27 protein-coding genes and 3 pseudogenes are annotated in these 25,227 nt (G+C 55.1%); 10 read left to right on the top strand and 20 right to left on the bottom strand.

Annotation, left to right across the window (positions count from 1 at the left end; genetic code table 11):
• Nucleotides 1-8: 8 nt before the first annotated feature.
• Entirely contained in the window at nucleotides 9-1,223 is a 1,215-nt protein-coding gene (locus HYI44_RS17910) for a hypothetical protein (protein ID WP_318653934.1), read from the top strand.
• Between the two features lie 153 nt (nucleotides 1,224-1,376).
• Here the strand turns inward: HYI44_RS17910 and HYI44_RS17905 are convergent, their stop codons facing one another.
• The 6 genes from HYI44_RS17905 to tnpA all read right to left on the bottom strand — a co-directional run bounded on the left by HYI44_RS17905 (nucleotide 1,377) and on the right by tnpA (nucleotide 5,280).
• Nucleotides 1,377-1,736 carry a helix-turn-helix domain-containing protein gene (locus tag HYI44_RS17905; RefSeq protein ID WP_225570106.1) on the bottom strand — a complete coding sequence of 120 codons (360 nt, stop codon included), beginning with the start codon at nucleotides 1,734-1,736 and terminating at the stop codon, nucleotides 1,377-1,379.
• On the bottom strand, nucleotides 1,736-2,038 hold the full coding sequence (locus tag HYI44_RS17900; RefSeq protein WP_225570105.1) for a type II toxin-antitoxin system HigB family toxin: 303 nt from the start codon (nucleotides 2,036-2,038) through the stop codon (nucleotides 1,736-1,738). The genes HYI44_RS17905 and HYI44_RS17900 overlap by 1 nt, the downstream gene beginning before the upstream one ends.
• 476 nt (nucleotides 2,039-2,514) lie before the next feature.
• Complete coding sequence (locus HYI44_RS17895) at nucleotides 2,515-2,910, bottom strand: GFA family protein (protein ID WP_225570104.1); 396 nt, start codon at nucleotides 2,908-2,910, stop codon at nucleotides 2,515-2,517.
• 102 nt (nucleotides 2,911-3,012) lie between these two features.
• A complete protein-coding gene (gene tnpC, locus HYI44_RS17890; RefSeq protein WP_225570103.1) occupies nucleotides 3,013-4,554 on the bottom strand; it encodes an IS66 family transposase in 1,542 nt (513 codons plus the stop codon).
• A gap of 61 nt (nucleotides 4,555-4,615) precedes the next feature.
• The gene (tnpB, locus tag HYI44_RS17885; protein WP_225570102.1) at nucleotides 4,616-4,951 is read right to left on the bottom strand and encodes an IS66 family insertion sequence element accessory protein TnpB; all 336 of its coding nucleotides are present in this window, start codon (nucleotides 4,949-4,951) and stop codon (nucleotides 4,616-4,618) included.
• Nucleotides 4,948-5,280 (bottom strand): IS66-like element accessory protein TnpA, encoded by a 333-nt coding sequence (gene tnpA, locus HYI44_RS17880; RefSeq protein WP_224788099.1) that lies wholly within the window; start codon nucleotides 5,278-5,280, stop codon nucleotides 4,948-4,950. The genes tnpB and tnpA overlap by 4 nt, the downstream gene beginning before the upstream one ends.
• 520 nt (nucleotides 5,281-5,800) lie before the next feature.
• Between tnpA and HYI44_RS17875 the strand changes: the two genes are divergently transcribed.
• Entirely contained in the window at nucleotides 5,801-7,270 is a 1,470-nt protein-coding gene (locus tag HYI44_RS17875) for a sensor histidine kinase (RefSeq protein ID WP_225570101.1), read from the top strand.
• Here HYI44_RS17875 and HYI44_RS17870 read toward each other — a convergent pair.
• The 4 genes from HYI44_RS17870 to HYI44_RS17855 form a co-directional block, all read right to left on the bottom strand.
• Complete coding sequence (locus tag HYI44_RS17870; protein ID WP_225570100.1) at nucleotides 7,267-7,608, bottom strand: DUF3703 domain-containing protein; 342 nt, start codon at nucleotides 7,606-7,608, stop codon at nucleotides 7,267-7,269. The two genes, HYI44_RS17875 and HYI44_RS17870, sit on opposite strands and share 4 nt — an antisense overlap.
• A gap of 14 nt (nucleotides 7,609-7,622) precedes the next feature.
• The gene (locus HYI44_RS17865) at nucleotides 7,623-9,719 is read right to left on the bottom strand and encodes a heavy metal translocating P-type ATPase (RefSeq protein ID WP_225570195.1); all 2,097 of its coding nucleotides are present in this window, start codon (nucleotides 9,717-9,719) and stop codon (nucleotides 7,623-7,625) included.
• A gap of 533 nt (nucleotides 9,720-10,252) precedes the next feature.
• Nucleotides 10,253-10,897 (bottom strand): DsbA family protein, encoded by a 645-nt coding sequence (locus tag HYI44_RS17860; RefSeq protein WP_225570099.1) that lies wholly within the window; start codon nucleotides 10,895-10,897, stop codon nucleotides 10,253-10,255.
• A complete protein-coding gene (locus HYI44_RS17855; RefSeq protein ID WP_225570098.1) occupies nucleotides 10,894-11,334 on the bottom strand; it encodes a disulfide bond formation protein B in 441 nt (146 codons plus the stop codon). The genes HYI44_RS17860 and HYI44_RS17855 overlap by 4 nt, the downstream gene beginning before the upstream one ends.
• A gap of 104 nt (nucleotides 11,335-11,438) precedes the next feature.
• On the opposite strand from HYI44_RS17855, the gene HYI44_RS17850 reads away from it, so the two are divergent.
• Entirely contained in the window at nucleotides 11,439-11,855 is a 417-nt protein-coding gene (locus tag HYI44_RS17850; RefSeq protein ID WP_225570097.1) for a MerR family transcriptional regulator, read from the top strand.
• A 31-nt stretch (nucleotides 11,856-11,886) separates the two neighbouring features.
• On the opposite strand, the gene HYI44_RS17845 is transcribed toward HYI44_RS17850, so the two are convergent.
• Complete coding sequence (locus HYI44_RS17845; protein WP_225570096.1) at nucleotides 11,887-13,023, bottom strand: nickel/cobalt efflux protein RcnA; 1,137 nt, start codon at nucleotides 13,021-13,023, stop codon at nucleotides 11,887-11,889.
• A gap of 7 nt (nucleotides 13,024-13,030) precedes the next feature.
• A complete protein-coding gene (locus HYI44_RS17840) occupies nucleotides 13,031-13,324 on the bottom strand; it encodes a metal-sensing transcriptional repressor (RefSeq protein ID WP_225570095.1) in 294 nt (97 codons plus the stop codon).
• Between the two features lie 512 nt (nucleotides 13,325-13,836).
• Here HYI44_RS17840 and HYI44_RS17835 point away from each other — a divergent pair.
• Together HYI44_RS17835 and HYI44_RS17830 are read left to right on the top strand one after the other, a co-directional pair.
• Nucleotides 13,837-14,574, top strand: a complete 738-nt coding sequence (locus HYI44_RS17835; protein ID WP_225570094.1) for a HupE/UreJ family protein — start codon at nucleotides 13,837-13,839, stop codon at nucleotides 14,572-14,574.
• 12 nt (nucleotides 14,575-14,586) lie between these two features.
• A complete protein-coding gene (locus tag HYI44_RS17830) occupies nucleotides 14,587-15,234 on the top strand; it encodes a transmembrane anchor protein (RefSeq protein WP_225570093.1) in 648 nt (215 codons plus the stop codon).
• Between the two features lie 391 nt (nucleotides 15,235-15,625).
• Here HYI44_RS17830 and HYI44_RS17825 read toward each other — a convergent pair whose 3' ends face one another.
• Together HYI44_RS17825 and HYI44_RS17820 are read right to left on the bottom strand one after the other, a co-directional pair.
• Nucleotides 15,626-17,014, bottom strand: a complete 1,389-nt coding sequence (locus tag HYI44_RS17825) for a heavy metal sensor histidine kinase (RefSeq protein WP_225570092.1) — start codon at nucleotides 17,012-17,014, stop codon at nucleotides 15,626-15,628.
• Nucleotides 17,011-17,694 (bottom strand): heavy metal response regulator transcription factor, encoded by a 684-nt coding sequence (locus HYI44_RS17820; RefSeq protein ID WP_225570091.1) that lies wholly within the window; start codon nucleotides 17,692-17,694, stop codon nucleotides 17,011-17,013. Before HYI44_RS17820 ends, HYI44_RS17825 begins: the two co-directional genes overlap by 4 nt.
• Nucleotides 17,695-17,975: 281 nt before the next feature.
• Between HYI44_RS17820 and HYI44_RS17815 the strand changes: the two genes are divergently transcribed.
• The gene (locus HYI44_RS17815) at nucleotides 17,976-18,272 is read left to right on the top strand and encodes a hypothetical protein (protein WP_225570090.1); all 297 of its coding nucleotides are present in this window, start codon (nucleotides 17,976-17,978) and stop codon (nucleotides 18,270-18,272) included.
• Between the two features lie 129 nt (nucleotides 18,273-18,401).
• Nucleotides 18,402-18,512, top strand: a pseudogene (locus HYI44_RS17810) (DUF411 domain-containing protein); the annotation flags it as partial.
• Nucleotides 18,513-18,598: 86 nt separating this feature from the next.
• Here HYI44_RS17810 and HYI44_RS29400 read toward each other — a convergent pair.
• A pseudogene (locus HYI44_RS29400) lies at nucleotides 18,599-18,696 on the bottom strand (GFA family protein); the annotation flags it as partial.
• 109 nt (nucleotides 18,697-18,805) lie between these two features.
• Here HYI44_RS29400 and HYI44_RS17805 point away from each other — a divergent pair.
• The 3 genes and pseudogenes from HYI44_RS17805 to HYI44_RS17795 all read left to right on the top strand — a co-directional run.
• Nucleotides 18,806-19,276, top strand: coding sequence for an anti-virulence regulator CigR family protein (locus HYI44_RS17805; RefSeq protein ID WP_225570089.1), 471 nt, complete (start codon nucleotides 18,806-18,808; stop codon nucleotides 19,274-19,276).
• Between the two features lie 140 nt (nucleotides 19,277-19,416).
• Nucleotides 19,417-19,926 (top strand): hypothetical protein, encoded by a 510-nt coding sequence (locus HYI44_RS17800; protein ID WP_225570088.1) that lies wholly within the window; start codon nucleotides 19,417-19,419, stop codon nucleotides 19,924-19,926.
• 82 nt (nucleotides 19,927-20,008) lie between these two features.
• Nucleotides 20,009-20,248: pseudogene (locus HYI44_RS17795) on the top strand (GrpB family protein); the annotation flags it as partial.
• 290 nt (nucleotides 20,249-20,538) lie between these two features.
• On the opposite strand, the gene copD reads toward HYI44_RS17795, so the two are convergent.
• From copD to HYI44_RS17770, 5 genes are all read right to left on the bottom strand, one after another.
• A complete protein-coding gene (copD, locus tag HYI44_RS17790) occupies nucleotides 20,539-21,474 on the bottom strand; it encodes a copper homeostasis membrane protein CopD (RefSeq protein ID WP_225570086.1) in 936 nt (311 codons plus the stop codon).
• A 2-nt stretch (nucleotides 21,475-21,476) separates the two neighbouring features.
• Complete coding sequence (copC, locus tag HYI44_RS17785) at nucleotides 21,477-21,860, bottom strand: copper homeostasis periplasmic binding protein CopC (RefSeq protein ID WP_225570085.1); 384 nt, start codon at nucleotides 21,858-21,860, stop codon at nucleotides 21,477-21,479.
• A gap of 69 nt (nucleotides 21,861-21,929) precedes the next feature.
• Complete coding sequence (locus HYI44_RS17780; RefSeq protein WP_412548499.1) at nucleotides 21,930-22,919, bottom strand: copper resistance protein B; 990 nt, start codon at nucleotides 22,917-22,919, stop codon at nucleotides 21,930-21,932.
• A 10-nt stretch (nucleotides 22,920-22,929) separates the two neighbouring features.
• Nucleotides 22,930-24,795, bottom strand: a complete 1,866-nt coding sequence (locus HYI44_RS17775; protein WP_225570084.1) for a copper resistance system multicopper oxidase — start codon at nucleotides 24,793-24,795, stop codon at nucleotides 22,930-22,932.
• 150 nt (nucleotides 24,796-24,945) lie between these two features.
• Nucleotides 24,946-25,155, bottom strand: a complete 210-nt coding sequence (locus HYI44_RS17770; RefSeq protein WP_205476285.1) for a co-regulatory protein PtrA N-terminal domain-containing protein — start codon at nucleotides 25,153-25,155, stop codon at nucleotides 24,946-24,948.
• Nucleotides 25,156-25,227: the final 72 nt, after the last annotated feature.

The following is a 25,227-nucleotide window of genomic DNA, read 5'->3' as shown; positions in this document are numbered from 1 at the left end:
CCGCCACTATGAAATCGATGAACAAGAAACAAATCATCATCGCCGCCGCGGTCGCCGGCGTGGTGATCCTCGGCATTGTCGGCTCGATGCTGTCCAGCGCCGGAAAAAAGGAAACCCTGGGTTATTACGACGAACTCAAGGAACAGTTTTTCCTTGAGAACGTGCTGAACGAAGGGGACGTGTCCTATTCGTTCTGGTCCGGCAACCTCACTGTGGACGCCCCGGAGATCCGCCTGGTCGCCGCCAATACCAATGGCGCTGACAAATTCCTCAAGAGCATGATGGGCATGCTCGCCGGTCTCAACGCCAATACGGCGGAAAGCGGCCTGGCCGCCTGGTCCCGCTACCTGATCACCTCCACCACCGGTGGCGGCAAAGCGGGTGGCGTGTACCTCAAGGCCGATGCCCTGAAGGTCAGTCGCTCCGGCGACAGCAAGGACGGCGAGATCCACGTCCAGTTGCTGGGCCTGGACCTGAGCAATCCCTACCTCTCGCAGAAAGGTGGTGACGTAGTACTGGTGTCGGAGGTGGCTGACGAAATCCAGCCGCGGGCCGAGGTCGATCAGTACGGTCGCGTCGTCAGCTCAAACTTCTCATGGGGCAGCAACATGGTCGCCCGCCTGCCGTTTACCGGTGCGTTCATCAGCGCTGCTACCGGCGATATCGGCACCAAGGTCGACCTGGATTTCACCCTCAAGCGTTCCGATGACGGTGAAGGTTCGATGACATTCGTGGTAGTACACCGCAACGACGGCAGCGAAGTCGGGCGCATCGTACGCGAGGCTTCATTCGCCTCGATACCGCCGCTGGACGACGTCCAGGAACAGCTCAAGGCGGCGTTCAGCGGCTTCATCGTCGGCGCCTACAGTACCTCTACCGGGCAAACCGTCATCGCCGAAGCCGTGGGTAACTTCGCGCGCAAAGCCAAGGTGGCCAGCTACTCGCTGACCTACAAGGGCTTTGATGAGCTCAAGGATGGCTTCGACGAATACCAGGCCGCGACCAAGCAGAAAGAGTTCGCCGGTTACTGCGCAGCGGCCGGCCTGTCAACGTTCCAGAACGACTTCGGCGCCAAGGCCAAGCAGCACAGCGACTCGGAATGCGCGATTGCGCAGAAGCTGGTTGCCGATGGCAAGTTCAAGGAGGCGTACAGCTTCAAGGAAGACAAGTCGTTGTTCGCGGGGTTGTTTGTGAGCAAGAGCTATACGCTTGAGACGGACTGATTGAGGTGGGTGCTGCGCTTGGGCGCCTGGTGATCCAGGTGTCCGGGTGTGGTGCCGGGGAGTTTGTGCAAATAAAAACCGGCTGGGAAGGGCCGGTTTTTTATGTGTGAGCGAACGTGAAGCCTCGCCATTCAGCGAGTCTTGAGTCCTTACTCAGACAACACCTGCGAGCAAGCTCTCGTAGGGAATATGCAAGCCATCGTGCAAACGCTTGATCATGGAAAGACTCAGCTTGCGTTTGCGATTGAGCACTTCGGACACTCGCCCGCTTGTACCGATGTAAGGTTCCAGATCCCGCGCAGTGAGACCCTGCTGATCCATGCGAAATTTGATCGCCTCGATGGGGTCTGATGCAGGCATTGGAAAATGTTCGGCCTCATATTTTTCGATAAGAAGCGCAAGGATTTCCAGCTCATCGCCTTCAGGCGAACCCATTTCAGCTCCCCATAGCTGCTCCATACGCTCGAACGCTGCGGTAAGGTCTTCTGGGCTGCGAATAGGTTTGATGTTCATTACACGGTCTCCGCGTTGATCTGGTCGTACTGGGCATGCGTGCCAACAAACCTTATGAAACAAAGCTGGCGCTGATAATCGATAGCCATGATCACCCTGTATTTATTGCCTCCTATGTTAAATACCACCCTCCCGCCCTTGAGGATGCTGGCCGTTCTCAACTCCGCTTTTACTTCCTGCGGTGTGCGATAGAAAGCCTTTTCCATGTGGCGATACCATTCAACCAGCGGTGTCTCGGATTCGGCGTAAGCCGGACTGCTCTCCCAAAACTCCCGCAAAGTAGCTCTCGCGATCACCCGCACCTGTAGTTCTCCCGTTTTGGGAGATACTAGTCCACGCGTTGTTGCGACGCAATGTCAGATCACGAGACAGGGGAGCGGAGCTCGATTGATTGTCCAAACGTTGAAAACGAAAAAACCGGCCATAAAGGCCGGTTTTTCCTGTACCTGCATCCCCCGTCAGAAACCAACGTGAGAGCGAAATCCGAGTGGAGCGGGTGAAGGGAATCGAACCCTTATGGGACTAAAACGGAGGGGAAGTGTGTAAGTGTGTAAGTGTGATGGGCTCGATGCCCCCGTCGCAGCGGGGAGTTTTGGCGACGAGCCGTCCATCTGCCGTTCACTAACCTGGTTAGTAAAGCGGCTTGCGGTGGTCTGCTGATTGCTAATCGTTTGCCAAGCGTAAGCGTCCAGCCAACACGCATTCCGAACTCGCACATTCGAGACCGATGGCGTCCGCATAGGCACCTAACGGGCGATATGGCCAAGCAACGTTTCTGTTATCGATCAGGCTGCCATTGTGAGTACCTTGGGAGATCTTCCCCATCCAGCCACGCTACGTCCTGCTCCGTCCAGATGTGATACTTGGGCCTAGAGCCAGGCTCCTCGTCTAACGTCGCAACGCGCACGATCATTGCAGCTGAGCCGTTACGCTCAGCTGCAAGGTGCGATCCGCAGTGGGAGCAGAAGTGCCGGATCTTGCCAGGAGATGACTCGAAAGCCCTCAATGCGCCCAAGCCTTGAGTCCATTTAAAATGCTCTCTCAGCACCCCAGCTGTTGAGACATAAGCAGCAGCATGGGTCTTCCGGCAGGTACTACAATGACAATGGCTAATTGGCGTATCAATGCTATCGATCTCATAACCTACAGCCCCACAAGCGCAGCTTCCTTTCATTTCATCCTCCGATTTCGACACAGTGCGAAGATTATGGTCACCATCGTAAATCGAACCAACAAGCAGTGAATAGAATGCTACGCGGAACGCATGCCTCCGGGATCACGCCCCGCGCAACCAAACCGGTTGCCAGTTGTGCGGCAGCAACTGATCGATTTCACTAGCCCGCTGTGTCGGCAGGCGCGTAAGAACATCCTTCAGATAGGCATACGGATCATGGCCATTCAGCCGTGCAGACTGGATCAAACTCATGATCGCTGCCGCCCGTTTTCCGCTGCGTAGAGATCCTGCGAAGAGCCAGTTCTTGCGCCCAAGAGCCCACGGCCGAATCTGGTTCTCTGCCCAATTATTATCAATGGGGACGGCCCCGTCATCGAGGTAGCGCGACAGCGCTGCCCAACGTTTCAGGCTGTAATCCAGTGCTCTGCTGATAGCTGAACCTTCGGGCACAAGATCACGCTGGGCGGTCATCCAGGCATGCAGCATATTCATCACCGGTACGGCTTTTTCTTGCCGTATTCGATGACGTAAATCCGGCTCCAGGTCGCGGACTTCACTTTCGATTTCGTACAGCAGATAGATATAGCGCAAGGCTTGCTGGGCGAGCATGCTCTTGTTGGTGGCGTGCAGTTCGAAGAACTTGCGCCTTGCATGGGCCATGCAGCCGATCTCGGTCACGCCGAGTTCGAAGCTGGCCTTGTAACCGCCAAAATCATCGCAGACCAGCTTGCCCCTCCAGTCTTGCAGGAAGTTGCGAGCATGTTCACCGGCGCGGCTGGGGCTGAAATCGTAAACGACAGCCGCTGTTTCGCAGAACTGGCTGGTGGCGTAGGCCCAAACATAGGAACGGTGGGTTTTCTTCGAGCCTGGAGCGAGCATCTGAACCGGTGTTTCATCGGCGTGGATGACTCGCTGCTCAAGCACCACGTCGCGCAGCGCGTCGACCAGAGGCTGCAACTGCACGCCCGTCATGCCAACCCACTGAGCCAACGTTGAGCGTGGAATCGTCAAGCCAGCTCGACCGAAAATCGACTCCTGGCGGTAAAGCGGAAGATGGTCGGCAAACTTGGCGATCATGACGTGGGCAAGCAGCCCAGCGGTGGGGATGCCCTTATCAATGACCTGCGCCGGAACCGGGGCCTGGATCAGTGTTTCGCAGCCATCACAGACCCACTTGCCACGGACATGGCGTTCGACGGTAAATACGCCGGGCGTGTAGTCCAGCTTTTCACTAACGTCCTCACCGATGCGCTTGAGTGCACAGCTGCATTGGCAGTGAGTATTGTCCAGTTCGTGATGGATCAATGTGCGTGGAAACTCTGCGGGTAATGCAGTGCGCTTGGGCTTCTGCTTTTTCTCGGTCGGCGACGGAGCGGATTGCAAGGCTTGAAGCTCAGCTTCAATCGCCGCGATATCGGTATCGATCAGGTCATCGAGCAAGCTGGCCTGCTGCGGATTCAACTGCTCGCTACGTTTGGAAAACTTCATGCGTTTGAGCTGCGCAATCTCGTGAGTCAGCTTCTCGATAAGCGTCTGGTGGCGGTAGATCTTCTTGCCCATGGTGTCGACTTGCGACAGCAACTGCGCTGCCAAGGCACGTAGTTGGTCGGGGGACATTTGGTCGAGATTGGGCGAAGAAGTCATGCCTCGGATTTTGCCAGAGCGGGCAGTTCGCGGCGATAGACCGATAGGCTAATAGCAGCCGTTAAAGCAGTGTGATCGCGCCGCCAGCCCCCATGCGTTGCCATGGTAGGCCCAGCATCAGGGCCTGAAGTTGCTCGGTATCCAACTGCATTTCACTGCCATGGCGAGTGCCTGGCCAGTGGAACTTACCTTGGTTCAACCGGCGAGCAGCCAGCCAGATGCCGAAGCCGTCATGCACCAGAACTTTCATGCGTGTGGCGCGGCGGTTGGCGAATAGATAAGCACAGTGCGGCTTCGCCGCACCGAACACCGCGATTACTCTGGCCAACGCGGTTTCGGTGCCTGCACGCATGTCCATCCGCTCGGTGGCGAGCCAGATGGAATCGATGCGAATCATCGCAGCAGATCTCGAAGAAAGGTCGCGCAAGCAGCAGCACTTTCAGTTGGCCAGTTCACTTTGACGGTGCCGCGCGGGTGCTGAATCTCAACGCAGATATTCGATGATGCCGCTTGCGAATTTGCTCCGGCCAGCTGCATGGGTAACGGAATAAATGCAGGTTGCAGCGCCATGCTTTTCTGCGTTTGTACCCGAATCCATTTGTGGACGAGGTTTGCGTTGAGGCTATGGCTGAGTGCGATGCTGGCAATTGAAGCGCCGGGCTGGGCACACTCTTGAATGACCTGAGTCTTGAAGGACTTGGAATAGGAACGGCGTTGTGGCTGCATGAAATACCCGCTTAAAAGGCTAGAACTGGTGCCCACTTAAATTCAAGTGCACACCATGTCTTGGCTTTGCGGGGCTGGGTAGATGACTTTGCCGGACGGATACTGTAGTCGCTGCAAATGGCTCTTACAATTGGAGGCGAGTCATCAATAACCTATCGTCAAGATCTGACGTAGGCGATAAGACCTGAGATGAATTAAGCCAGAATTACGTGTCCAAAATAGAGACCTAACTCGTCCCTTCAACCATATCGCTCCATGCCCTGTGCGCCTCAATCAACGGGGATTTTGTCCCCGGAGTTGGCTGTATTTCCCCAATGCTCGTGTCTGGCTATCTAAGCTGTTGGAACGGTCGCGGATTTAATTTGCCTGTTTCAAACGCAGCGCAGTTCAGATACTGGCTACGCGCACCATCATTGATTGGCAGCGGATATTTGGCATAGAGAATGCTGTATGTCACCTAGGCTTCATTGAGAAATTCAAGCTGAAGGTTTAATTAGGAAATATTCTATAGGACGCTACCATGCCTGCAATATCAGCATTGTTTAGGCGCCTACATCGGGAAGCGGCTGACTCAGTTGTGCCGACGAGACAACCCAATCTCCTGCGCTGGTTTTCAATCATCAGCTTCATCCTGATCAGCGCGATAGCTTTTGGGCTGGGTTCAGTATCGACTCGCTTCCTGGTCATCGAAAGCCTGGAGCGCGACGCGCTGCTTTCGGCGCAATTTATTCAGACCATCGCTGTGGGTGAAATCCGTCACCACGGGTTGTCCGGGATGCGGATGGGTGACGTTTTGGCAGCCACCCCATATGGAATGCTGTCGGAAGAAATGGCGCTGAATCGGCACCGTGCCCGCTCCGAGTTCCTCGACCACCTTTCACACCTCCCGGATTCACTCCTGATTAGCATCTACTCGCCACTTAGGACGGTGATGTGGTCAACCAATCCGCAACTGATTGGACAGAAAATCCTCAACGACGAAGCACTTGAAGCGGCATTCAGCTCGAAAGACAGGGTTTCCACCAAGTACAGCAATGCTGATGAACGCCGTCCCGAACAGCAGTTTTTGCTCGCACCGAAAATGTTCTTCATCGAGAGCTACATCCCCCTTGTAGATGATCTGGGGAATACCCTGGCTGTGGTGGAAATTTATAAGGAACCAGCCGATTTGATCGAACGCCTTAACCGGGGCCACTGGATCATATGGCTGTCTACCGCCCTGGGCGGTCTACTGCTTTATTTCGGGCTGTATTGGATCGTTCGACGGGCATCGATTCAGTTGGCCTCACAAGAGGCGCAACTCGTCGCCAACAAGACTTACGTGGGCTTGGTCGAGATGTCCACGGCAGTCGCCCATAGTTTGCGTAACCCCCTGGCCTGGATCCGCTCCAGCGCAGAACTGGCGAACGAAGCGGAGGGCCAGCCCGCCAAGAAGAACATCGACGATATTGTCTGCCAAGTGGATCGGATGTCGCAGTGGGTGCATGAACTGTTGCTGTGCTTGCGACCGATTCGTGGAGAAGCGGAACTGGTGGAGCCGATGAATGTTATACAGGCCACGTTGGCCGGCTACAGCGCGCAACTGGCTCAATCAAGAATCCAGGTCGAGTTCAACAATGAGCCGACACCCCGGATCATCAGCAATCCACTGTTGCTTTCTCAAATTCTCAATAGCGTCATTGCCAATGCAATAGAGGCAATGCCGGGAGGCGGGAAGCTAACCATCCAGGCGAACGTGGATGACACCCATCAGTGGCTGCATCTCATCATTGGTGACACCGGGGATGGAACGTCACGACAACAGGAAATGATGGCTTTCAAGACCTTCTACACCACCAAGCAAGGCAAGCTCGGTATAGGGCTGATCATGGTGAAGCAGATCATGGAAAATTTTGGTGGAGAAGCCAGTCTGACCCACCACGAAGACCAGGGAACATCCGTGCACCTGAGTTTCAGGGTTGTGGAAAGAAGAGCCAGTGGGGTGCGCTAGTCTTCGCGCAACAGTTCCTCTAGATCGGCAGAAAGCGGCATGGCGGCAAAAGCACTGACGCTCGCTCTTCCCGTGTTGCCGACAGGCACCCAGATTTTAGAAAACAACAACGCGGCAATGATCCGAGGAAGCTGACCTGCAACCTCCCGCCAATCCTTCGTCAGCAACCCCAGGTTCAACATAAGCCAATGAGATTTCGCGTGAGCCAGCGGCATACGTTGGGTAAGGATGTGCGCACGCTCAATCCAGCGGTAGGCAGCCTGAAAGTCATGGGCCCTCATAGCGAGCCCAGCCTCATGGAATGCTTCGGTTATGGCGTTACGCAAAACCTCTTTCATGTCGACCTACAACGCTACTTTTTCAGCAATCGAAGCCCGTTGAGCACCACCAGTAAGCTGACTCCCACATCGGCAAAGACAGCCATCCACATGGTGGCTAAGCCCATCAAGGTGAAAACCAGGAACACGGCTTTGACACCAAGGGCGAAGCCGATGTTTTGTTTGAGGATCGATGCGGTTTGCCGTGAAAGGCGGACAAAAGCCGGAATCTTGCGCAGGTCATCATCCATTAACGCAACGTCAGCTGTTTCAATGGCTGTTCCCGTGCCAGCGGCGGCCATGGCGAATCCGATTTGAGATTTGGCCAGCGCTGGTGCATCGTTTATTCCATCTCCGACCATCCCTACCACGTGGTTACGTCTCTGCAACTCGCCAATGGCCGCCAGTTTGTCGGCAGGCAACAAGTTTCCTCGCGGCTCATCAATGCCAACACGTTGAGCAATGGCCTCAGCCGTGTGCGCGTTATCACCTGTCAGCATCATGGTCTTGATGCCCAGCTCGTGCAGTTCCTTGATCGCGGTCTGACTTGAGTCCTTTACGGTATCGGCCACGGCAAACAGAGCGATGACCTGAGTAGAGCTGGTCAACGCTACAACTGTTTTTCCCTGAAGCTCTAGTTGACTCAGCGAAGCTTCCAGCTGCAGTGTTCCGAGCCCCAGTTCTTCGATCAGGCGATGATTTCCAAGGTGAAAAAGTTGTCCTTCGATGACGCCCTTCACCCCGCGTCCGGGAAGGGCTTCAAAGTTCGCCACCTGTTTGAACGTTGAGGTGTCTAGTCCCTCGTGTTTGGCGATTGCCTGCGATACCGGGTGATCCGAGCGAGCACCCAGGCTTGCGGCAATAATCTGAGGGTCAACCGCTGAAGGCTCCATCAGTGGCATGTAATCGGTTTGAACCGGCTTGCCATGGGTGATGGTGCCGGTTTTATCCAGCGCGACAAAGCTCAGCTTGGCGCCGATTTCCAAGTAGACGCCGCCCTTGACCAAAATTCCTTTACGGGCAGCTGCTGCCAGACCGCTGACGATGGAGACCGGCGTGGAAATGACCAATGCACAGGGGCAGGCTACGACCAGAAGCACCAAGGCGCGATAGATCCAGTCTGTCCAGACCCCACCCATAAACAAGGGTGGGAACACAGCAATGGCTAAAGCGAAGAAGAACACACCAGGCGTATAAACCTTGGCGAATTTGTCGACAAATCGCTGGGTAGGTGCTCGCGAACTTTGGGCTTCTTCCACCGCGTGAATGATCCGAGCCAACGTCGTATTGTTGGCCTCAGCCGTCACGCGGTACTCAAATGATCCTGACTCATTAATGGTGCCGGCATACACAGGATCATCGACCGCCTTCTCAATGGGCAGGCTCTCCCCCGTGATAGGTGCCTGATTGACGGTAGACGAGCCGGAAGCGACATCACCATCCAGCCCGATACGTTCACCGGGACGCACCCGAACCAGGGCCCCGATCCCGACCGACTTCACATCGACTTCCAGCCACGAGCCGTCGACCTGACGGACAGTTGCGCGTTCCGGAGTCAAATCCAGCAAGCCTTTGATGGCGTTACGCACACGATCCAGCGACTTCGCCTCGACCATCTCGGCAATGGTAAACAGCACCATGACCATCGCCGCTTCTGGCCACTGTCCGATCAATACGGCGCCAGTCACCGCGATGCTCATCAAGGCATTGATGTTCAGGTTCAGGTGTTTGAGCGCAATCCAGCCTTTCTTATAAGTCGTCGGCCCGCAGAGCGCGATGGCGAACAACGCGACGACGGCAATCACCCATTCCGGGGCCGACTGGGTGAAGTGCAAGACTTCTGCAATCACCGCAGCGATACCGGACAGCGCTAATGGCCACCAACTGCTTTTATGTGCGGATGGAGCTTGCGACTTGGCTTGCGCTGAATTGGCGACAGGTGCGTTGCTTTCAGGCGTTTGTGGATCTGCATGCATGCCCAGCGATAGCACTGCTGCTTCGATACCCAAGGTATCCGGCAGTACATGCCAGACACCCAGTGTGCGGTTCATCATGTTGAATTCGAGCTTTTGAATCCCGCTCATTCGAGCGAGCTTGCCCTCGATCATGGTCTGCTCGGAAGGACAGCACATTTGCCCAATTCGGAAACTGCTGAAGCGAGTTGCGTCCCCGCTATCAGTCTGAAGCTCCTCTGCGCCACGAGACTTTGAATCAGATGGCGGGCAGCACACTTCAGTAAATAGATCGTTGCCGACCGGAGGGGCAGGTTTGCTCGGCTCCGCCAAGGCATACAGGGTGGACGGAGCAGCTTTGGCCGCACAGCATGATTTGCCGGCATCCGGCGCAGGCGCGCAACAACCTTCGCCTTCTGGTCGGGAGGGGGCTGGACTCACGTCTGCAGCTTTCGGAGCACAACAACTGCTTGCGGACTGAATTTTGGCTGCTGGATCGCAAGCCGTGGCGGCAGGTGCACAGCAGCCCGAGCCTGCGGACGGATCAAAAACTTCGACACCGGCCTGAGTTTCCGGTGTGGGCTTGTCACCGCAACAGCTTTTCATAAGGGCACTCTCGGCAATTCATGGCGAAGAGTGAACACCCTATAGCCACTATAAGGTCAAGCACTTCGTGAAGCGCTTTGACCCGTTCTTAGCGTCACTAAATTTGCTTATCGCGACTGATTGATCTCACTCCAGATCAAGTCATAGAGCTGCTGGGCACCGAAGTTAGTCAACGGTTTACCGTTGACGAAGAATGTCGGCGTGCCGCTTACACCAACCTTTTTCGCATCGGCGGCGTCTCGTTCAATTGTTGCCGTGATCTCGGGAGACATCATGTCCTCGCGTGCCTTGGCCACATCCAGGCCTGCCTGGCCGGCAGCGTCCCATGCCGCCATAGCCTTGGCGTCATCATGCCATTGCGGCTGAGCCTCAAGGACAGCTTCCAGTACCGGTACAAACACGCCTTGTTTCCGTGCGGTTTCTAGAATCCGGATGGCCTCTTCAGACCCGACGTGCAGTCGAACATAGCGCAGCACTAGACGAACATCGCCCGGATGCTGGGACATCATCTTTTTGACAATGGGATAGAAGGCGCGGCAGCTCTCACACGATGGGTCAAAGAACTCGACAATAGTGACCGATGCCTTGGCGGGGCCAAAGCTTGGCGAATTGAATCGCACCAGCGCCCCAGCTTCCTCCACGGGAGCAGTCGCCTGGGGCACTGTCGATGCGCGGTCATAAAAGAATGCAGCAACCGCAAAGCCGATCACGGCCAGGACACTGATGGCGAGGATGATGATGCGACGACTCATTGGGTAAATCTCCGGCGGATAAGAACAAGAAGAACGATCAGAAGACTGAATACGCCTAGCGATAACAATGGCAATGGCACGCCACTGAGGATGGTCATGTCGGCACCGGAGCATGACGGGCCGGCACCACAAGGTTGAATGCTTTCGGAAATTAGTCCGAAATAAAGCATGTTGTGATACAGGGCGATCAACCACCCCATAACAGCTAACGGCAATGCGTAACGCCAGACGCCTGTGTCCGATATGCAGCAAGCCACGCCCAGCACAAGCACCAGAGGAAACATGAAGGCACGCTGAAACCAGCAAAGAATGCATGGCACCTGTCCCATGACTTCGCCCACGAACAGCACAGCGAGAGTGGAAACAAGTGTAAGCAGCCAGGCACATAACAGGAGCGCCCAACCTTTGGATTTAGGCTGTTGGTGTGTGGTTTGCATTGAGTTAAAGCCCTTTCTTATAGAAGTGGTAAGGGCGCGCGCGGATTTGCTTATCGCCTGAAGCAGGTAGAATGAAGGTTCTAGCGACTATAAGGTCAAGCGAAATGAGTTCGACCACTTACACAGTTGGTGCCTTGGCGAAGGCGACTGATACCAAGGCAGTGACCATCCGCTATTACGAACAGGTCGGCCTGCTGCCTTCGGCAGGACGATCAACAGCGGGCTATCGCTTCTACACGAACGAAGAGCGCGACCGTCTATTGTTCATTCGCCGTAGCCGCGCACTAGGCTTCAGTCTTGACGATGTTCGAGAATTGTTGGGTTTTGCTGATAAACGCGACGCCTCCTGCGCCGGTGTGGATTCAAAAGTCGAAGGACAGTTAGAGCAGGTGAGGATGCGGATCCGAGACCTGCAAGGCTTGGAGGCTGAGCTGGTGCAGTTGATTGCTTGTTGCGAGGGAGGCGTGATCAAGCAATGCCGCATTATCGAGTCGATGTCTAATCGTCGTAAGGCTGGCTAAATTTGCGGGGCAAACTGCCGCGCTATGTCCGCTATACGTATAGGCCTATCCAGCCATGGAAGCCCACGTAGAGACCAACACCAATGATCAACACGCTGGATAGGTACGGTGCACGACGAGCCACGGTGCCCAGCCACGGCCAGCGATTGGAGGCCTGTTTAGCACCGATGGCTGCCGCAGCACCGACCGTCACTAAGGTAAGGGCCAAGCCGATGCTGAAGCACAGGACGAGCATGCCACCCAGCGCCACTTCTTTAACCTGAAGACACAGCAACAGAACGGTGATGGCAGCCGGACAAGGAATCAAACCGCCCGTCAAACCGAACACGACGATCTGGCCCGTGGTGACCTCGCGGTTGGTGAAGCGCTTACGGATATCATTTGCATGTGCGCGCTCGTGCGCATCCTGATAGCCGTCAATCGACAAATCTAGACCTTCCAGTTCGGAATGCGCATGCCCGTGATCATGCTCCTGGTAGTCCAGATCATAATCATGGGAGTGGCCCGCATGCCCAAGACTCAGGCGAGCACTGAACTCATGAGGTTCCGGGATATCGACTGCCGACTCCAAGAAGCCTTCGCGCTCGACGAAAGAGAACGATTGGGTGCTGCCGTCTGGACGGGTAGTCCTTAGGCGAACATCTGAGGCGGGCCACACATGTCCTGTCAGTGTCTTCAGGCGCCAATGCGGTGGCATGCCTTCTTCGAAGATCGACAGTTCGATGCGCCCGTGGCCAGTATCGATTCGGTGGGTCTCATCATGATGACCATGGTCATGCTCGTCGTGGTGATGATCATCACCTTGCTCGAACTTGAACATCTGCTCACCGCGCCAGGTACGCCACAGCATCCACAGCGCAATCACGATGATCAGTGCAGAGGACGCAAGCTGGAAGTACGGCTCAGTGGTTTGAGCATCCAGTCCTTTGCCCAGGTACATGCCGCCGATGGCGACCAACCACACCACAGCGGTGTGCGACAGCGTCGCGGCCAAACCCAACAAAACAGCCTGTTTTACCGAGCCACGGATGGCCACGATGAAGGCCGCCATCATGGTTTTTGAATGGCCCGGTTCAAGCCCATGCAAGGCTCCGAGCAGAATAGCGCTCGGGAAATACAGCCAGGCGTGATTCCCGCCTTGTTGTAGCAGTTCAGCGAAGTTGGGCATGTCAGACCTAGAGGTACTTGGTGATTTGCTTGAAGGCTTCCAGTGGTGCGCGCTCGCCATTGTTCAACGCCGAGACGGTATCCTCCAGGCAGTGATCAATGTGATCCTGAATGAGCGTGCGCTTGGCTTGGCACACCGCTTTTTCAACAGCATGCAGCTGCTGGGCGATGTCCACGCACTGACGGCCCTCTTCGATCATGGTGATGATGCCGCGTAAATGACCGTCCGCCCGTTTGAGGCGTTTAATGATCGCCTCGTGACTTTGGTGGGTGTGGCTGTGTTCGTGTTCGTGCTCACTCATGACTTGAGCCTCAGGCCTCAATGAATTACGCTGGCATCCTATCCCCCCTAGGAGGATGGGTCAAACGCATCAAAGCCCTACAAAACGAGTTGAAACCCGAACGCTATGTTCAGCAGAACACTGACAACGACGGTGGTAATCGCGCTTTCTCTCGCCATGTTTGTGGCCTGGGCTGGGCATACCTATACGTTGTCGGTAACGACGAAACCGCCTGCCTGGGAGATCGCGCAAGACGCCTATCACTCCCATGAGGAGCAGGCAGAGATGTCGTGCGCGAGTTGCTCCGATCACTACCACTCGCCTTTGACCCCCGACCACCAGCACGAAACGCCACAGCTCACGTCCGCGTTGACTTTGGCAGCACAGCCGAAGCTGTCCATACGAGTCGATGCCCGCCGATATTCCGTTCCTCGTCCGCCGATTTTCTTGATCGAGCGTCCACCCCGTCCTTCGTTCGCATCCTGACCATGGCCGCACTGCGGCCTTTGATCCCTGCAACGTAGGATTGATCTATGCATTCGCACTCGATGAGCGGCGTTGACGCATTTACTGCGCCTTCGCGTCGCCTGCTACTGCTGTTGTTTTTATTTGTCGCGGCACTTTTCCTTGGGATGCCCGAGGCCATGGCTCACGCCGTCGCGGAAGGTGACAAGGGCTTCATCCAGGAAAGTTCCGGCGTCATGTTGCTGCCCTTCATCTATATGGGCGCCAAGCACATGATGACGGGCTACGATCACCTGCTGTTTCTGTTCGGGGTGATCTTCTTCCTCTACCGCCTGAAAGACGTGGGGCTCTACGTCACGCTATTCGCTGTAGGCCACTCGGTCACGCTGCTGCTTGGCGTGCTGACTGAGATCAGCATCAGCTCCTACATCATCGACGCCATCATCGGTTTTTCGGTGGTGTACAAGGCGCTCGACAATCTGGGCGCATTCCAGCGCTGGTTCGGTTTCCAACCCAACACCAAGGTGGCCACGCTGATCTTCGGCCTGCTCCATGGTTTCGGTCTGGCCACCAAGATCCAGGAGTACGAGATCTCGCCCGACGGCCTGATTCCGAACCTCATCGCCTTTAACATCGGTGTCGAGATCGGCCAATTGCTGGCCCTCAGCGCGATTCTCATTCTGATGGGGTATTGGCGGCGCACCGGCAGTTTCTGGCGCCACGCCTATACCGCCAACGTCGCCATGATGAGTGCCGGCTTCCTCCTGATGGGTTACCAGATCACCGGCCTGTTTGTCTCCGCGTAAGGAATTCTGACCATGTTCAATACTCCGCTTCCAACTGTTAATGAATTGCCTAGCACTCGCAAACTGGTGCGTTCGACTGTCATTGCACTGCTGACTGCGGTCGGCCTGCTGGTGACAGTGGTCATGCCTTCGGAATATGCCATTGATCCTACGGGTGTGGGCCGCGCACTGGGTCTGACCCAGATGGGCGAACTGAAGATCATCCTTGCCCAAGAGGCGTTAGCGGATGCCGCGCCACCGCAACCAGCAGCTCCAGCTCCAGCTCCAGCTCCGCAGGTTGCGCAAGTCCAACCTACTGCGAAACCTGCTGCTCAGCCGGTGGCGACACCTGACCCTACTTTGAAGACGGATCAAATGACTGTCACTCTCAAGCCAGGTGAAGGGACAGAAATCAAGCTGGAAATGTTGAAGAACAAAACCGTCAGCTATGAATGGACAGCGGCTGGTGGGCCTGTGAACCACGACACCCATGGCGAGCCCTACAACGGTGAAAAGGGCTACTTCCACAGCTATACCAAGAGCAAGCAAGTCAAAAGTGACAAAGGTGAATTCACCGCCATTTTTGACGGCACCCACGGTTGGTTTTGGCGTAATCGCAGCAACAACGACGTGACCATCTCACTGAAAACGACCGGTGATTACTTGAGCGTCAAACAGTAATCCGAAGCAGCGATGGCTGTTCTACTGGCAAAAAAAAGCAGAGTTCAGCCTGACCATAGACCATCTATTTCATCCATTGTTGAAGAGCCTTCCAATGAAAACCCCAACAACTTTGATCCCGTTCGATGCTCCTGATCTGCTTCCTTGGCCTGATGACGGCATGCGGTGGTGAAAAAGGCACTACCTCCGAAAGCGCTAAGCACGGGCACTCGCACGAGTAGGTCGCTGGATGAAACAGGGCCGCATTTGCGGTCTTGTTTGCTTTCTTATCTCAACTTTTACCGAGTTCGATCACACGGTTCAGCGGCAAATTTGAGGTTTTCTAGTCGCTTACAGAGCAGGCGCCACATCTTGTTGTCATAGGGTAAGGCACGCAATCGTTCTCTTTGCTTCACTCGTGGTCAGCAGGCCACTCGGGAAGGCTGATCATAAAGGTCGTATGACCATCTCTGGAGACACATCCGACGGTGCCGTCATGGGCTTCGACCAATGACTTGACTATTGCCAAACCTAACCCCGCATGGTTCGTAGCGCCCTCTCTCCGTGCTGGATCAACTCTATAAAAACGGTCAAACAATCGGGCCAGATGCTCTCCCGCGATCTCCTCACCGGGATTTTCTACCGACAAGCTAATCGTCTTGCCAAGCCGCTCGATTTTCACGGAAATTGTAGAGTCAGGAGGGGTATACCTGAGCGCATTGGATAGCAAATTAGAGATCATCCTATCCAACATCATCACGTCACCGTAAACCGCACCGTGCCCCGAGACTTGTAGCTTTAGTCCTGTGTCGTCTGCCAGCAACTGGTAATACTCGAAGAGTTTCTCCACGACCGAACGCAGCTCGACTTTCGCTTTGGCAGGTAGTACTAGACCATTGTCCGACTTTGCCAAGAAAAGCATGCCATCAATAATGTTGGAAAGCCGGTTCAGATCCTCCAGGTTGGAATAGAGGTTCTCTTCATAATCCTCGGGCGCCCGTTTTTTTGTAAGGATGACCTCGGTATGCGTGCGCAGATTGCTGATAGGAGTACGTAGCTCGTGCGCGATATCGGCTGAAAAGTTAGATAACCGAGCAAATGACTCTTCAAGGCGAGCCAGCATAGCGTTGAACGAAGTGACGAGGAGCTCCAGCTCGCGAGGCACAGAGTCCATAGGGATACGCTCTTTTAGCGATCCGGCAGACATCGAGGCGGCGACTTGTGTCACCTGTGCGACCGGCTTCAGCCCGCTGCGCGCCACTAACCAGCCTAACCCTGCGCTGATCAAGGCACTAATCACCAGCCCGATCACCAACCACCAGCGCAGAGTTTCAACGAAATGCATATGGCTTGTGATGTCTAGATTCAGCCACGCAGTCATTGGCTCAGCTTCATTCGCCAAATGGACTTGGGCTTTCATGCCTCGATAAACATGGCCTCCAGCTGTCCACTCCCACATATCATCGCCGAGGTCGCCGGAGGAGGTAGCTGGATGCCCCACTGCATTTGGAGTCGCGAAGAATGTCTTTCCTCCCATCGTGGTGATAGAGGCTGAGAGTTCCTGGTGTGCACCAAGCAAAGCCTGTAGTTGCAACACAACTTCTGATGGCGCTGCGGAGCCAGCTTCGCCATCCATTATCTGCCGAATGGATTCGAGCTTTTCTGCCATCGTTTGACGGTCGAGGGATTTGAAGTGATGTTGGCTGAACCCATCAAAGGTAAACCCCGCAACTACCAGCACGGCGACCACAGCACAGACAAACATCATGCTTAAACGTAGGGTAAGAGACGCGCGCTTCATTCTTTATCCGGAGCATCTAGCATGTATCCCATTCCCCTCGTGGTTTGAATCAGCTTCGTGTCGAAATCATCATCGATTTTGGCCCGGAGGCGACGAATCGCGACTTCGATCACGTTGGTATCACTGTCGAAGTTCATGTCCCAAACCTGCGATGCGATCAGTGATTTCGGCAAGACTTCTCCCCGACGGCGCATCAGCAGCTCTAGCAGAGAAAATTCCTTGGCGGTAAGGTCAATGCGTCGACCTGAGCGTGAAGCCCGTCGCTTCAGAAGATCGACCTCCAGATCCCCGATTTTAATAGATGTCTGGTTGGGTACGGCGGCACCACGGCGAAGCAAGCTTCTGACGCGAGCAAGCAACTCGGAAAATGCGAAGGGTTTGACTAGATAGTCGTCCGCACCTAACTCCAGCCCTTTTACCCGGTCATCAACTCCGTCCCTGGCCGTCAGAAACAGCACAGGAACAGAGTTCCCGGCTGTGCGGACATTTCGGATAACTTCCCAGCCATCAATGCCCGGCATCATTACGTCCAGAATTAAGAGATCGTAGGTCTCGTTCAACGCCTGATGCAACGCCTCCGTCCCGGTCACAACCCTGTCGACACTGAAGCCCGCTTCCACCAAGCCTTGCTGGAGGTAAATTCCGGTTTTAGGTTCGTCTTCTGCTACCAAGAGTTTCATGCTTGGGCTCCGGTTTTGCGGTGCTCTAGTGTGCTACCAATCTGACGACTGTGCGGAAGCTTACTCAAATGTAATTCCCCCAACAGCAAACGAAAAATTCCCAGGCAAGACAGAGTCGGAGTGCGCTGGATTTAGGGTGTGCAGCTAGCCGGCAGCTTACAAAAACGTAATCGGCAATCTGAGCTTTTAGCGCTTATCAGCCCCCAGAGGACTGGTCTACCATGCCACAACGGCTGGGTTTTACGCAGTGACCGCCCTTAACTCGAAAAGGAGCAGCATCGATGACGATCACCCTGGACGACACCACCCGCGACGCCCTGGACAAACTGCTGGTGGTGGCCGGCACCGACACCGGCCAGGCGCGCCTGGTCGCGAACTTCCTGTTGGCCTGGCACAACGCCGGGGAAAATGGCGGCTTCGACCTGACCGACCTGTGGGGGCTGGATGACGCCCTGGTCAGTGCCTGTGCCGTGGTGTTCCTGTGGGTGGCCGGGAATAAGGCCTACCCCGAGGATCTGGGCCTGGGTTATGAAGGTCAGTTCCACGACATCTGGCGCGCCTGGAGAGCTCCGCGATGAGCGGCTGCGACCCGTTGGTCGCGCTGAAGCTGCCGCACGCGGCGCAGGCCCAGGCGCTGACCTAGGCGCTGACCCCGGCGAGTCTTGAGGGGCTGTAGGTGACTTCGCCGGACGGTTACGGGGGACATTGTTCCATCTGATGAAATCAAGAAGCTGAGTGGTCGTTCAGACCTCGCAGGAATTGCAGTGCCAGGCATGCCCGCCGGCTCTCCACGTATGGAGTACGGCCAGAATAATCGTAAGCGTCCGGCAAAAGCATCTGGACAACTTCGTAAGCCAGATTCAACTTGCCTTCGAACCTATGCCAGACGCTTACCTTGCCAGCGCTATTCGTCCACGCTGATGCCCGATCCTCCTGATTCCCTGGGGCATCCTTCAGCTTCGGAAATCCATCCTTGATGCGCAGCACGGTCTCCTGATAGTGAGTCGCCTTTCTATGCGGTAATCCGCCATGGCTTGCAAGACTTGCAACCCGCATCGTCAATAGCGTCTAAAGTTCAGAGCAATATCCCGCGACCCTGAAGGAACGACTCATGCACAGATCACGCTCATTGGTTGCCGCGTTTACATGTCTTGCGCTGGTCTGCGGCTCAGCGACAGCATGGGCCGATCCTGGTAATGGAAAGGGCCAGGGAAACGGCAAGGGAAACTCGCAAAACAGCCAAGTCCATGGCAATCAGGCCGGTCAGGGAAGCAAAGGCAAAAACTCCGGGGGCGGCGATTGGGATCATGGCCCAAGTATCAATCGGGGAAGCATTCTTGGGATTGTTGGCGGATATCGGGACTACTGGAGTCCCGGCCCTGCTTTGCCACCCGGCATTCAGAAAAACCTCGCTCGCGGCAAGCCTCTTCCACCAGGCATCGCGAAAAAGCTGGATGGTCGATTGATCGGCAGGCTGCCGCATTATGATGGATACGAATGGCAGCAGGCGGGCACCGACTTGATACTCGTCGCGCTAGCAACCGGGCTCATCTACGAAGTGCTCAACGGGGCTTTTGATTAATGCCTGAATGGCGACTGCGGTTTTTTCTGGCGGTGTGCTAATTGGGTCTGTGCGCACCGCATTCCGTCTGTCGCAAGACTTGAACTGTCTGGGGGAAAACGCGTCTTAACGTATGTGATATTAACCCTACGGAAGCAATCATGCTTTTAAAGAACAAAAGTCTTGTTGCTGTCATGTCATGCGCCCTGATGCTTGCAGCGGCCCCATTACTCCCTGCTGACTTCTCTATCATGAACTCCGCCTATGCGAAGGACGGTGGTGGTGGTGGTGGTGGTGGTGGTGGTGGTGGTGGTAACGGCGGCGGTAATGGCGGTGGTAACGGAGGCGGTAATGGCGGCGGCCACGGCGGCGGTACAGGTGGTGGTCACAGCGGTTCAGATCACGGCAGCGCTAACAGTAACGGCCGCGGTAATGGACTGAACAGCGATCATGCCGGGAAGGCTGTTCGCGACCGTGGCGAAAGCGGAAACCACTACGGCAATGATCGCACTGGTGAGCGCGGTCATGGCGCAACGACGTCAGGCATCGCCCACTCCAAAGATACTCGCGGCGTGTCCAAAGCCACTGCAATCTCGGCCTCGACACCAGGGGAACACAACTCCAAAGGGTTGAGCAATGCAGGGACAGCGGTATCAAAGAAATCGCACTGATCAGCTTAACTCGCAGCACGTAAGCCTAGACTAAACGGGCGCCTATTAAGGCGCCCGTTTTCATTTACGCCTACATCACTTTTACCGTCGTGATGTTGATGGAGTGCGAACTCTTAAGTTGCACGTGTGCATCACTGGCCATGAGCAGATTGCGCGAATGCTGCGCTTTCGCGAGCTTTCGAGGAACGACAGCAGCATCCAGCAGCAATACCAGGATTTAAGGCTGCGGCTCGAAGCGAACAATCGGGGAGGTATCGGTGAATATCTCGCAAACAAGGCTCCCTACATTGATGCTGTGATGGATACGCATCCAGAGAAGTAGGCACTTGACCAATAGTTTTCCGTAGTTAAACAGATGTAAGGGGCCGGGGAACACGCCTTCCGAGCCCGAGCAATAAGGGCGATTGTGTCCGCGTAATTTAGGTGGACACCATCGCCTTAAGCGATGGCGTCAGGAAGGTGTGTTGCCCGGACGGTTACGAATAATCAACCTTACCAAGTCCTGGGGCTCACCAACGCAGGTGGCAAGAAGTGCTCTCTGACTACCCCATCAGCCGATAGTAGTTGCTCAGATCTGAGCGTCCTTGGGGCCGCTCGGATCTAGCTCCCGTATCATCCCTGGGCCATCTCGATTGAGGGGCTCAATGTTCCTAGCCAAGCGACTAGGCAAACGATGACAACAGCACAGGTCGATTCGAGCATCACACTTTTTCTCAAGGCAGTTGCTGCCAGAGAATAATCACCAGCCTTCAAAGAGCGTTCCAGTGAGGGACTCAGGTAGAAACGATTGAGGGTAGCAAGCCCAATCATGCCGGCGAAAAGCAGGACTTTCATCAGCAGGAGAATGCCGTAGGTGCTAGTTACGAGCTCGATTACTGTCGGCCCGACAATGAAGAGATAATTAGCGACGCCAGTAATTATGATTGTGCCACCAATGAATCCACCCGCTGTTTCGAATCCCTTAAGCGCTCGCGACAGCACTCTTACGAGTTGCTCCGGATTAGCCCCTTTAATCCTCAACATCAGACCAAACGCCGCGAGAGCTCCGATCCAGCCGCCAGCGGCGAGGAGGTGCAGAATATCAGCTGCAAAGTGCCAGAATCGCAGGGTACCTTCGTCCATCGCCCCATGACCTGTCCACGCGAGCGTTGACAAGGCGATGCTGCCTGCCAAGGTAGCAATCCAGAGACTCCCTGTTGGCCATCGCTTGCTCTGGCTTGCGACAAAAATCACCACTGCCAGCGAGATCATGCGCGTCACCCAGCTATAGCCGATCTCAGTCTCGTACAGCATCATTTCTATGTGAGGTCGCAGCTCGTCCCAGTCGGCGGCGCCGCTCATATTGCGCGTCATAACGACAAAAAATGCTATGGACAAAAGCATGCCTAAAGCAGCGGTGCCGGGCAGTATCCACCCAAAATGCAGCACTGCCCCGGAAGCGCGCTCTTTTCCCCGAAAGCTGTAAAGTCCAAAGACGGCCAGGCCGAACAGGAGCATCAAATCCAGATAAAGCGCTATGCGCAGCACCACATTCAGCGGGTCGCTCATGCTTACTTCACTTTGAAAGTTACGGCGCCAGTAATTGGATGGGTATCGGAGGAGACCGCTCGCCATTCAACTTTGTAGGTGCCAGCGGTGAGAGGCGCTGCCGGAGTCACGATCATGGTTTTAGGATCGCTACTGCCGGCGACGCTGGCTTTCACAGCCATTGGGGCGTGTGACATACCAGACATTTCCGTCATGACCAACTTGGCTCCGGAAAACTTGGTCACCAGGTTTTCGGAAAAGTGCAGCTCAATCTTCGCAGGAGCTAGCCCGCTCTCGCCTTCAGCCGGAGTTGAAGACAGCAGCTTCGGGTGAGCTTGGGCAACTGCACTGAGCAGTAGGCCGGATGAAAGAGCGACGGCCACAACACAGGATTTGAAAACAGACATGCAAGGCTCCTCACAGCGCGTAGCTGTTGTAATGAGGTTAGGTAATTATTTGGTGCCGCTAACTTCGATTTAGAACCACACTCGGACGCCGAGCACTAGGCGTGCTTCGTTGTTGTCTTCGCCTTCCTCGCGGGCATAGTCTGCGGTCTTTCCATAAGCCCGATTCCAAGTCACACCTACGTAAGGTGCGAATTGCGGGCGGATTTCGTACCGAAGCCGCAAACCAACCTCACTTTCAGACAGCCCTGAACCAACCCCGCGTTGAGGATCGTTTTTGCCATAGAAATTGAATTCTGCCGTCGGTTGCAGAATCAGCTTATTAGTTAAGAGAATGTCGTAATTCCCTTCTAAACGCGCTGCGGTCTGGCCACTTTCACCCAAATAAGCAGTAGCTTGGGCCTCGAAATTGTAGAGCGCCAAGCCCTGGATACCGAAAGCCGCCCACGTTTGAGGGTCGCCTGGTTTGAAGTCTTGACGAACGCCGCCGACTAGATCCCACCAAGGGCTAATGGCGTGTCCCCATAAAGCTTGAACTTCAGCCTTTTCAGTCTTCCCATTAGTGCGCTCGCCTTCGGAGCGCAACCATAGACGATCAACATCTCCCCCTATCCAACCTTGGGCTTCCCAGTTCAGTGCGCTTCCATCGTCAGCATCCTGCCATTCCAACTTCTCAAATATAAAAAATGAGTTGAGGGCTGTGTCATGAACCGCGTGGCCACCAGGGGACTTATAGACAGCGGCTCTGTCGGCATCAGTCAATTGCGGTATCGGCGTCCGGCTTTGGGTCTGCGGTTGTTGCTTGGCGGGCTGCATACCCTCCATTTTGCTGTGATCCATACCTTGCATCTGGCTGTGATCCATACCCTGCATCTGGCTATGATCCATGCCTTCCATCTTGCCGTGATCCATGCCCTGCATCTGGCTGTGATCCATGGTCTGCATCTGCCCGTCTTCGGTACCCTGGCTTGTTTCAGCGGCTGCCGGCAAGACAAAACCAGCGGCTAGAGCGACGGTAAATACAACTGAGTGCATGCGAGTCCCGCAAAAATAATTGCTCATAGTCGACTCCTTATTCCTCTACACGCACTTCGCGGAACATCCCCATTTCCATGTGGTAAAGGAGATGGCAGTGGTAGGCCCAGCGCCCCAGCGCATCGGCTGTCACTCGGTAGCTGCGCTTCGACCCTGGCGGCATATCAATGGTGTGTTTGCGTACAAGGAATTGCCCGTTTTCATCTTCAAGGTCGCTCCACATGCCATGCAAGTGGATGGGATGAGTCATCATGGTGTCGTTGACGAGAACGATCCGGACTCGCTCGCCGTATTTCAGTTTTAATGGCTCAGCGTCCGAAAACTTCACCCCGTCGAAAGACCAGGAAAATTTCTCCATATGCCCGGTCAAGTGCAGTTCAATAGTTCGACTTGGCTCACGGCCATCCGGATCCTCAAACGTGCTCTTTAGGTCAGAATACGTCAGCACTTTTCGACCATTCTCGCGAAGGCCCATGCCAGGATCATCAAGCTTTGGTGACGTTGACATTGCCTGCATATCGACGAGAGGATTGTTGGATTCTGTGGCTGGGTGCGACTGCATTTCTCCCATACCACTCGTGCCGCCCATAGACATTTTGCTGTGATCCATCCCAGCCATGCTGTCCATGCCGGACATGTCTTGCGTAGCGCCATGGTTCATACCTTTCATGGCACCGCCGTCCATGCCTGACATGCCCTCCATTGAGCTGTCGCCCATGCCGGCCATCTTGCTGTGATCCATCCCAGCCATATCCCCCATACCAGCCATCGCGCCATGATCCATACCCGCCATGCCCATGTCGGCCATGGTGACGAGAGGACGAGGGTCAAGCTCAGGTACTGGAGCGGCCAAGCCAGACCGGATGGCCAAGGTGCCTCTTGCGTACCCTGACCGATCCATCGACTGCGCAAACAGTGTGTAGGCGTCCTGAATTGGTTCGACGATCACATCGAAAGTCTCGGCAGTGGCGATCCTGAACTCTTCCACGCTTACGGGCTTAACATACTGGCCATCGGCAGCCACGACAGTCATCTTCAAACCCGGAATACGGACATCAAAGTAGCTCATGGCCGAACCATTGATGAACCTCAACCTAAGCTTTTCGCCAGGTTTGAAGGTGCCCGTCCAGTTGGAGTTTGGCGCGTGGCCGTTCATCAAGTAGGTGTATGTCGCGCCACTGACGTCTGCAATGTCAGTGGGATTCATCTTCATTTCTGCCCACATCTTGCGGTCAGCGACGGTAGCTGACCAACCTTTGTCAGCTACGTCATGTATGAAATCACTGACTGTGCGTTTGTGGGTGTTGTAGTAGTCAGACTGCTTCTTCAATGTTTTCATCAGCGAAGCAGGATCTTCATCCGTCCAGTCAGTAAGCATCACCACGTAGTCACGGTCATACTCAAATGGCTCGGGCTCTTTCGCGTCGATTACCAATGGGCCGTATACACCTACCTGCTCTTGGAAGCCGGAGTGACTGTGATACCAGTACGTTCCGTTCTGCTTGACCTTGAATTGATAGACATACGTGCCGTTAGGCTCGATCCCATGGAAGCTAAGGCCCGGCACGCCGTCCATATTCGCGGGGAGGATAATCCCGTGCCAGTGGATTGATGTCATATCCTTGAGGCGGTTCTTGACCCGCAAGGTCACGGTATCGCCCTCACGCCAGCGCAGCTGAGGCCCCGGAATCCCACCATTGATTGTCATGGCAGTCCGGGCATTCCCAGTGATATTTACCGGTGTCTCTCCAATAAAGAGGTCGAACTCTGTACCTGACAGGACATTAGTCTCGCCCAAGCTACGGGCCGCCCAAATAGGGGTATGCCAGAGGCCTAAGCCACCGAGAATCCCGCCTGCGGTGAGACCTTTCACAAAGGTGCGCCGAGAAGTTTTGGAATGCATACCGATTCATGTCCCGTCAGTCGGATGTCAGGTGCACGCACGTTGGCGTGTTCCCGAGGGTTCACGCTTTGGATAGCTAGTGCGCTTGATACATCGGAAGATGCCACAAGCCAGCAAACGGGGTGATTACATTTCCGTAAGCTGGGCGGCTCAGCATTGATGCTTCTGCTCTTCAGCCGTGGGCTTTTCCTGTGCAATATCCTCTTGCGCTTTCGCTTGTGGGACGGGCTTGGTGGTGACCATTGCCGTCTCGCGAGCTCGTTCCATGCGCTCAACCGCACGGTCGCCACCACCTTCGGCAAAGGCCAGCGACGATATAGCCAGACTGAGTGTAAGAATCACAACGTTGGTTGCTTTCATAATGCATCTCCTTCAAGGAATTGACTCTCGTTGAAACCAGAGAGTTTGAGCGTCAGCTCGATGAGGATGATG

Source organism: Pseudomonas sp. Y24-6, from assembly GCF_020295325.1.
Classification (GTDB): Bacteria; Pseudomonadota; Gammaproteobacteria; order Pseudomonadales; family Pseudomonadaceae; genus Aquipseudomonas; species Aquipseudomonas gregormendelii.
This window is presented reverse-complemented; position numbering and strand designations above follow the sequence as displayed.

Coding starts and splice junctions, on each gene's coding strand:
- HYI44_RS17910 (WP_318653934.1), top strand. CDS start 9: ATGAAATCGATGAACAAGAAACAAATCATCATCGCCGCCGCGGTCGCC.
- HYI44_RS17905 (WP_225570106.1), bottom strand. CDS start 1,736: ATGAACATCAAACCTATTCGCAGCCCAGAAGACCTTACCGCAGCGTTC.
- HYI44_RS17895 (WP_225570104.1), bottom strand. CDS start 2,910: ATGAAAGGAAGCTGCGCTTGTGGGGCTGTAGGTTATGAGATCGATAGC.
- tnpC (WP_225570103.1), bottom strand. CDS start 4,554: ATGACTTCTTCGCCCAATCTCGACCAAATGTCCCCCGACCAACTACGT.
- tnpB (WP_225570102.1), bottom strand. CDS start 4,951: ATGATTCGCATCGATTCCATCTGGCTCGCCACCGAGCGGATGGACATG.
- tnpA (WP_224788099.1), bottom strand. CDS start 5,280: ATGCAGCCACAACGCCGTTCCTATTCCAAGTCCTTCAAGACTCAGGTC.
- HYI44_RS17875 (WP_225570101.1), top strand. CDS start 5,801: ATGCCTGCAATATCAGCATTGTTTAGGCGCCTACATCGGGAAGCGGCT.
- HYI44_RS17870 (WP_225570100.1), bottom strand. CDS start 7,608: ATGAAAGAGGTTTTGCGTAACGCCATAACCGAAGCATTCCATGAGGCT.
- HYI44_RS17865 (WP_225570195.1), bottom strand. CDS start 9,719: ATGTGCTGTCCTTCCGAGCAGACCATGATCGAGGGCAAGCTCGCTCGA.
- HYI44_RS17860 (WP_225570099.1), bottom strand. CDS start 10,897: ATGAGTCGTCGCATCATCATCCTCGCCATCAGTGTCCTGGCCGTGATC.
- HYI44_RS17855 (WP_225570098.1), bottom strand. CDS start 11,334: ATGCAAACCACACACCAACAGCCTAAATCCAAAGGTTGGGCGCTCCTG.
- HYI44_RS17850 (WP_225570097.1), top strand. CDS start 11,439: ATGAGTTCGACCACTTACACAGTTGGTGCCTTGGCGAAGGCGACTGAT.
- HYI44_RS17845 (WP_225570096.1), bottom strand. CDS start 13,023: ATGCCCAACTTCGCTGAACTGCTACAACAAGGCGGGAATCACGCCTGG.
- HYI44_RS17840 (WP_225570095.1), bottom strand. CDS start 13,324: ATGAGTGAGCACGAACACGAACACAGCCACACCCACCAAAGTCACGAG.
- HYI44_RS17835 (WP_225570094.1), top strand. CDS start 13,837: ATGCATTCGCACTCGATGAGCGGCGTTGACGCATTTACTGCGCCTTCG.
- HYI44_RS17830 (WP_225570093.1), top strand. CDS start 14,587: ATGTTCAATACTCCGCTTCCAACTGTTAATGAATTGCCTAGCACTCGC.
- HYI44_RS17825 (WP_225570092.1), bottom strand. CDS start 17,014: ATGAAGCGCGCGTCTCTTACCCTACGTTTAAGCATGATGTTTGTCTGT.
- HYI44_RS17820 (WP_225570091.1), bottom strand. CDS start 17,694: ATGAAACTCTTGGTAGCAGAAGACGAACCTAAAACCGGAATTTACCTC.
- HYI44_RS17815 (WP_225570090.1), top strand. CDS start 17,976: ATGACGATCACCCTGGACGACACCACCCGCGACGCCCTGGACAAACTG.
- HYI44_RS17805 (WP_225570089.1), top strand. CDS start 18,806: ATGCACAGATCACGCTCATTGGTTGCCGCGTTTACATGTCTTGCGCTG.
- HYI44_RS17800 (WP_225570088.1), top strand. CDS start 19,417: ATGCTTTTAAAGAACAAAAGTCTTGTTGCTGTCATGTCATGCGCCCTG.
- copD (WP_225570086.1), bottom strand. CDS start 21,474: ATGAGCGACCCGCTGAATGTGGTGCTGCGCATAGCGCTTTATCTGGAT.
- copC (WP_225570085.1), bottom strand. CDS start 21,860: ATGTCTGTTTTCAAATCCTGTGTTGTGGCCGTCGCTCTTTCATCCGGC.
- HYI44_RS17780 (WP_412548499.1), bottom strand. CDS start 22,919: ATGAGCAATTATTTTTGCGGGACTCGCATGCACTCAGTTGTATTTACC.
- HYI44_RS17775 (WP_225570084.1), bottom strand. CDS start 24,795: ATGCATTCCAAAACTTCTCGGCGCACCTTTGTGAAAGGTCTCACCGCA.
- HYI44_RS17770 (WP_205476285.1), bottom strand. CDS start 25,155: ATGAAAGCAACCAACGTTGTGATTCTTACACTCAGTCTGGCTATATCG.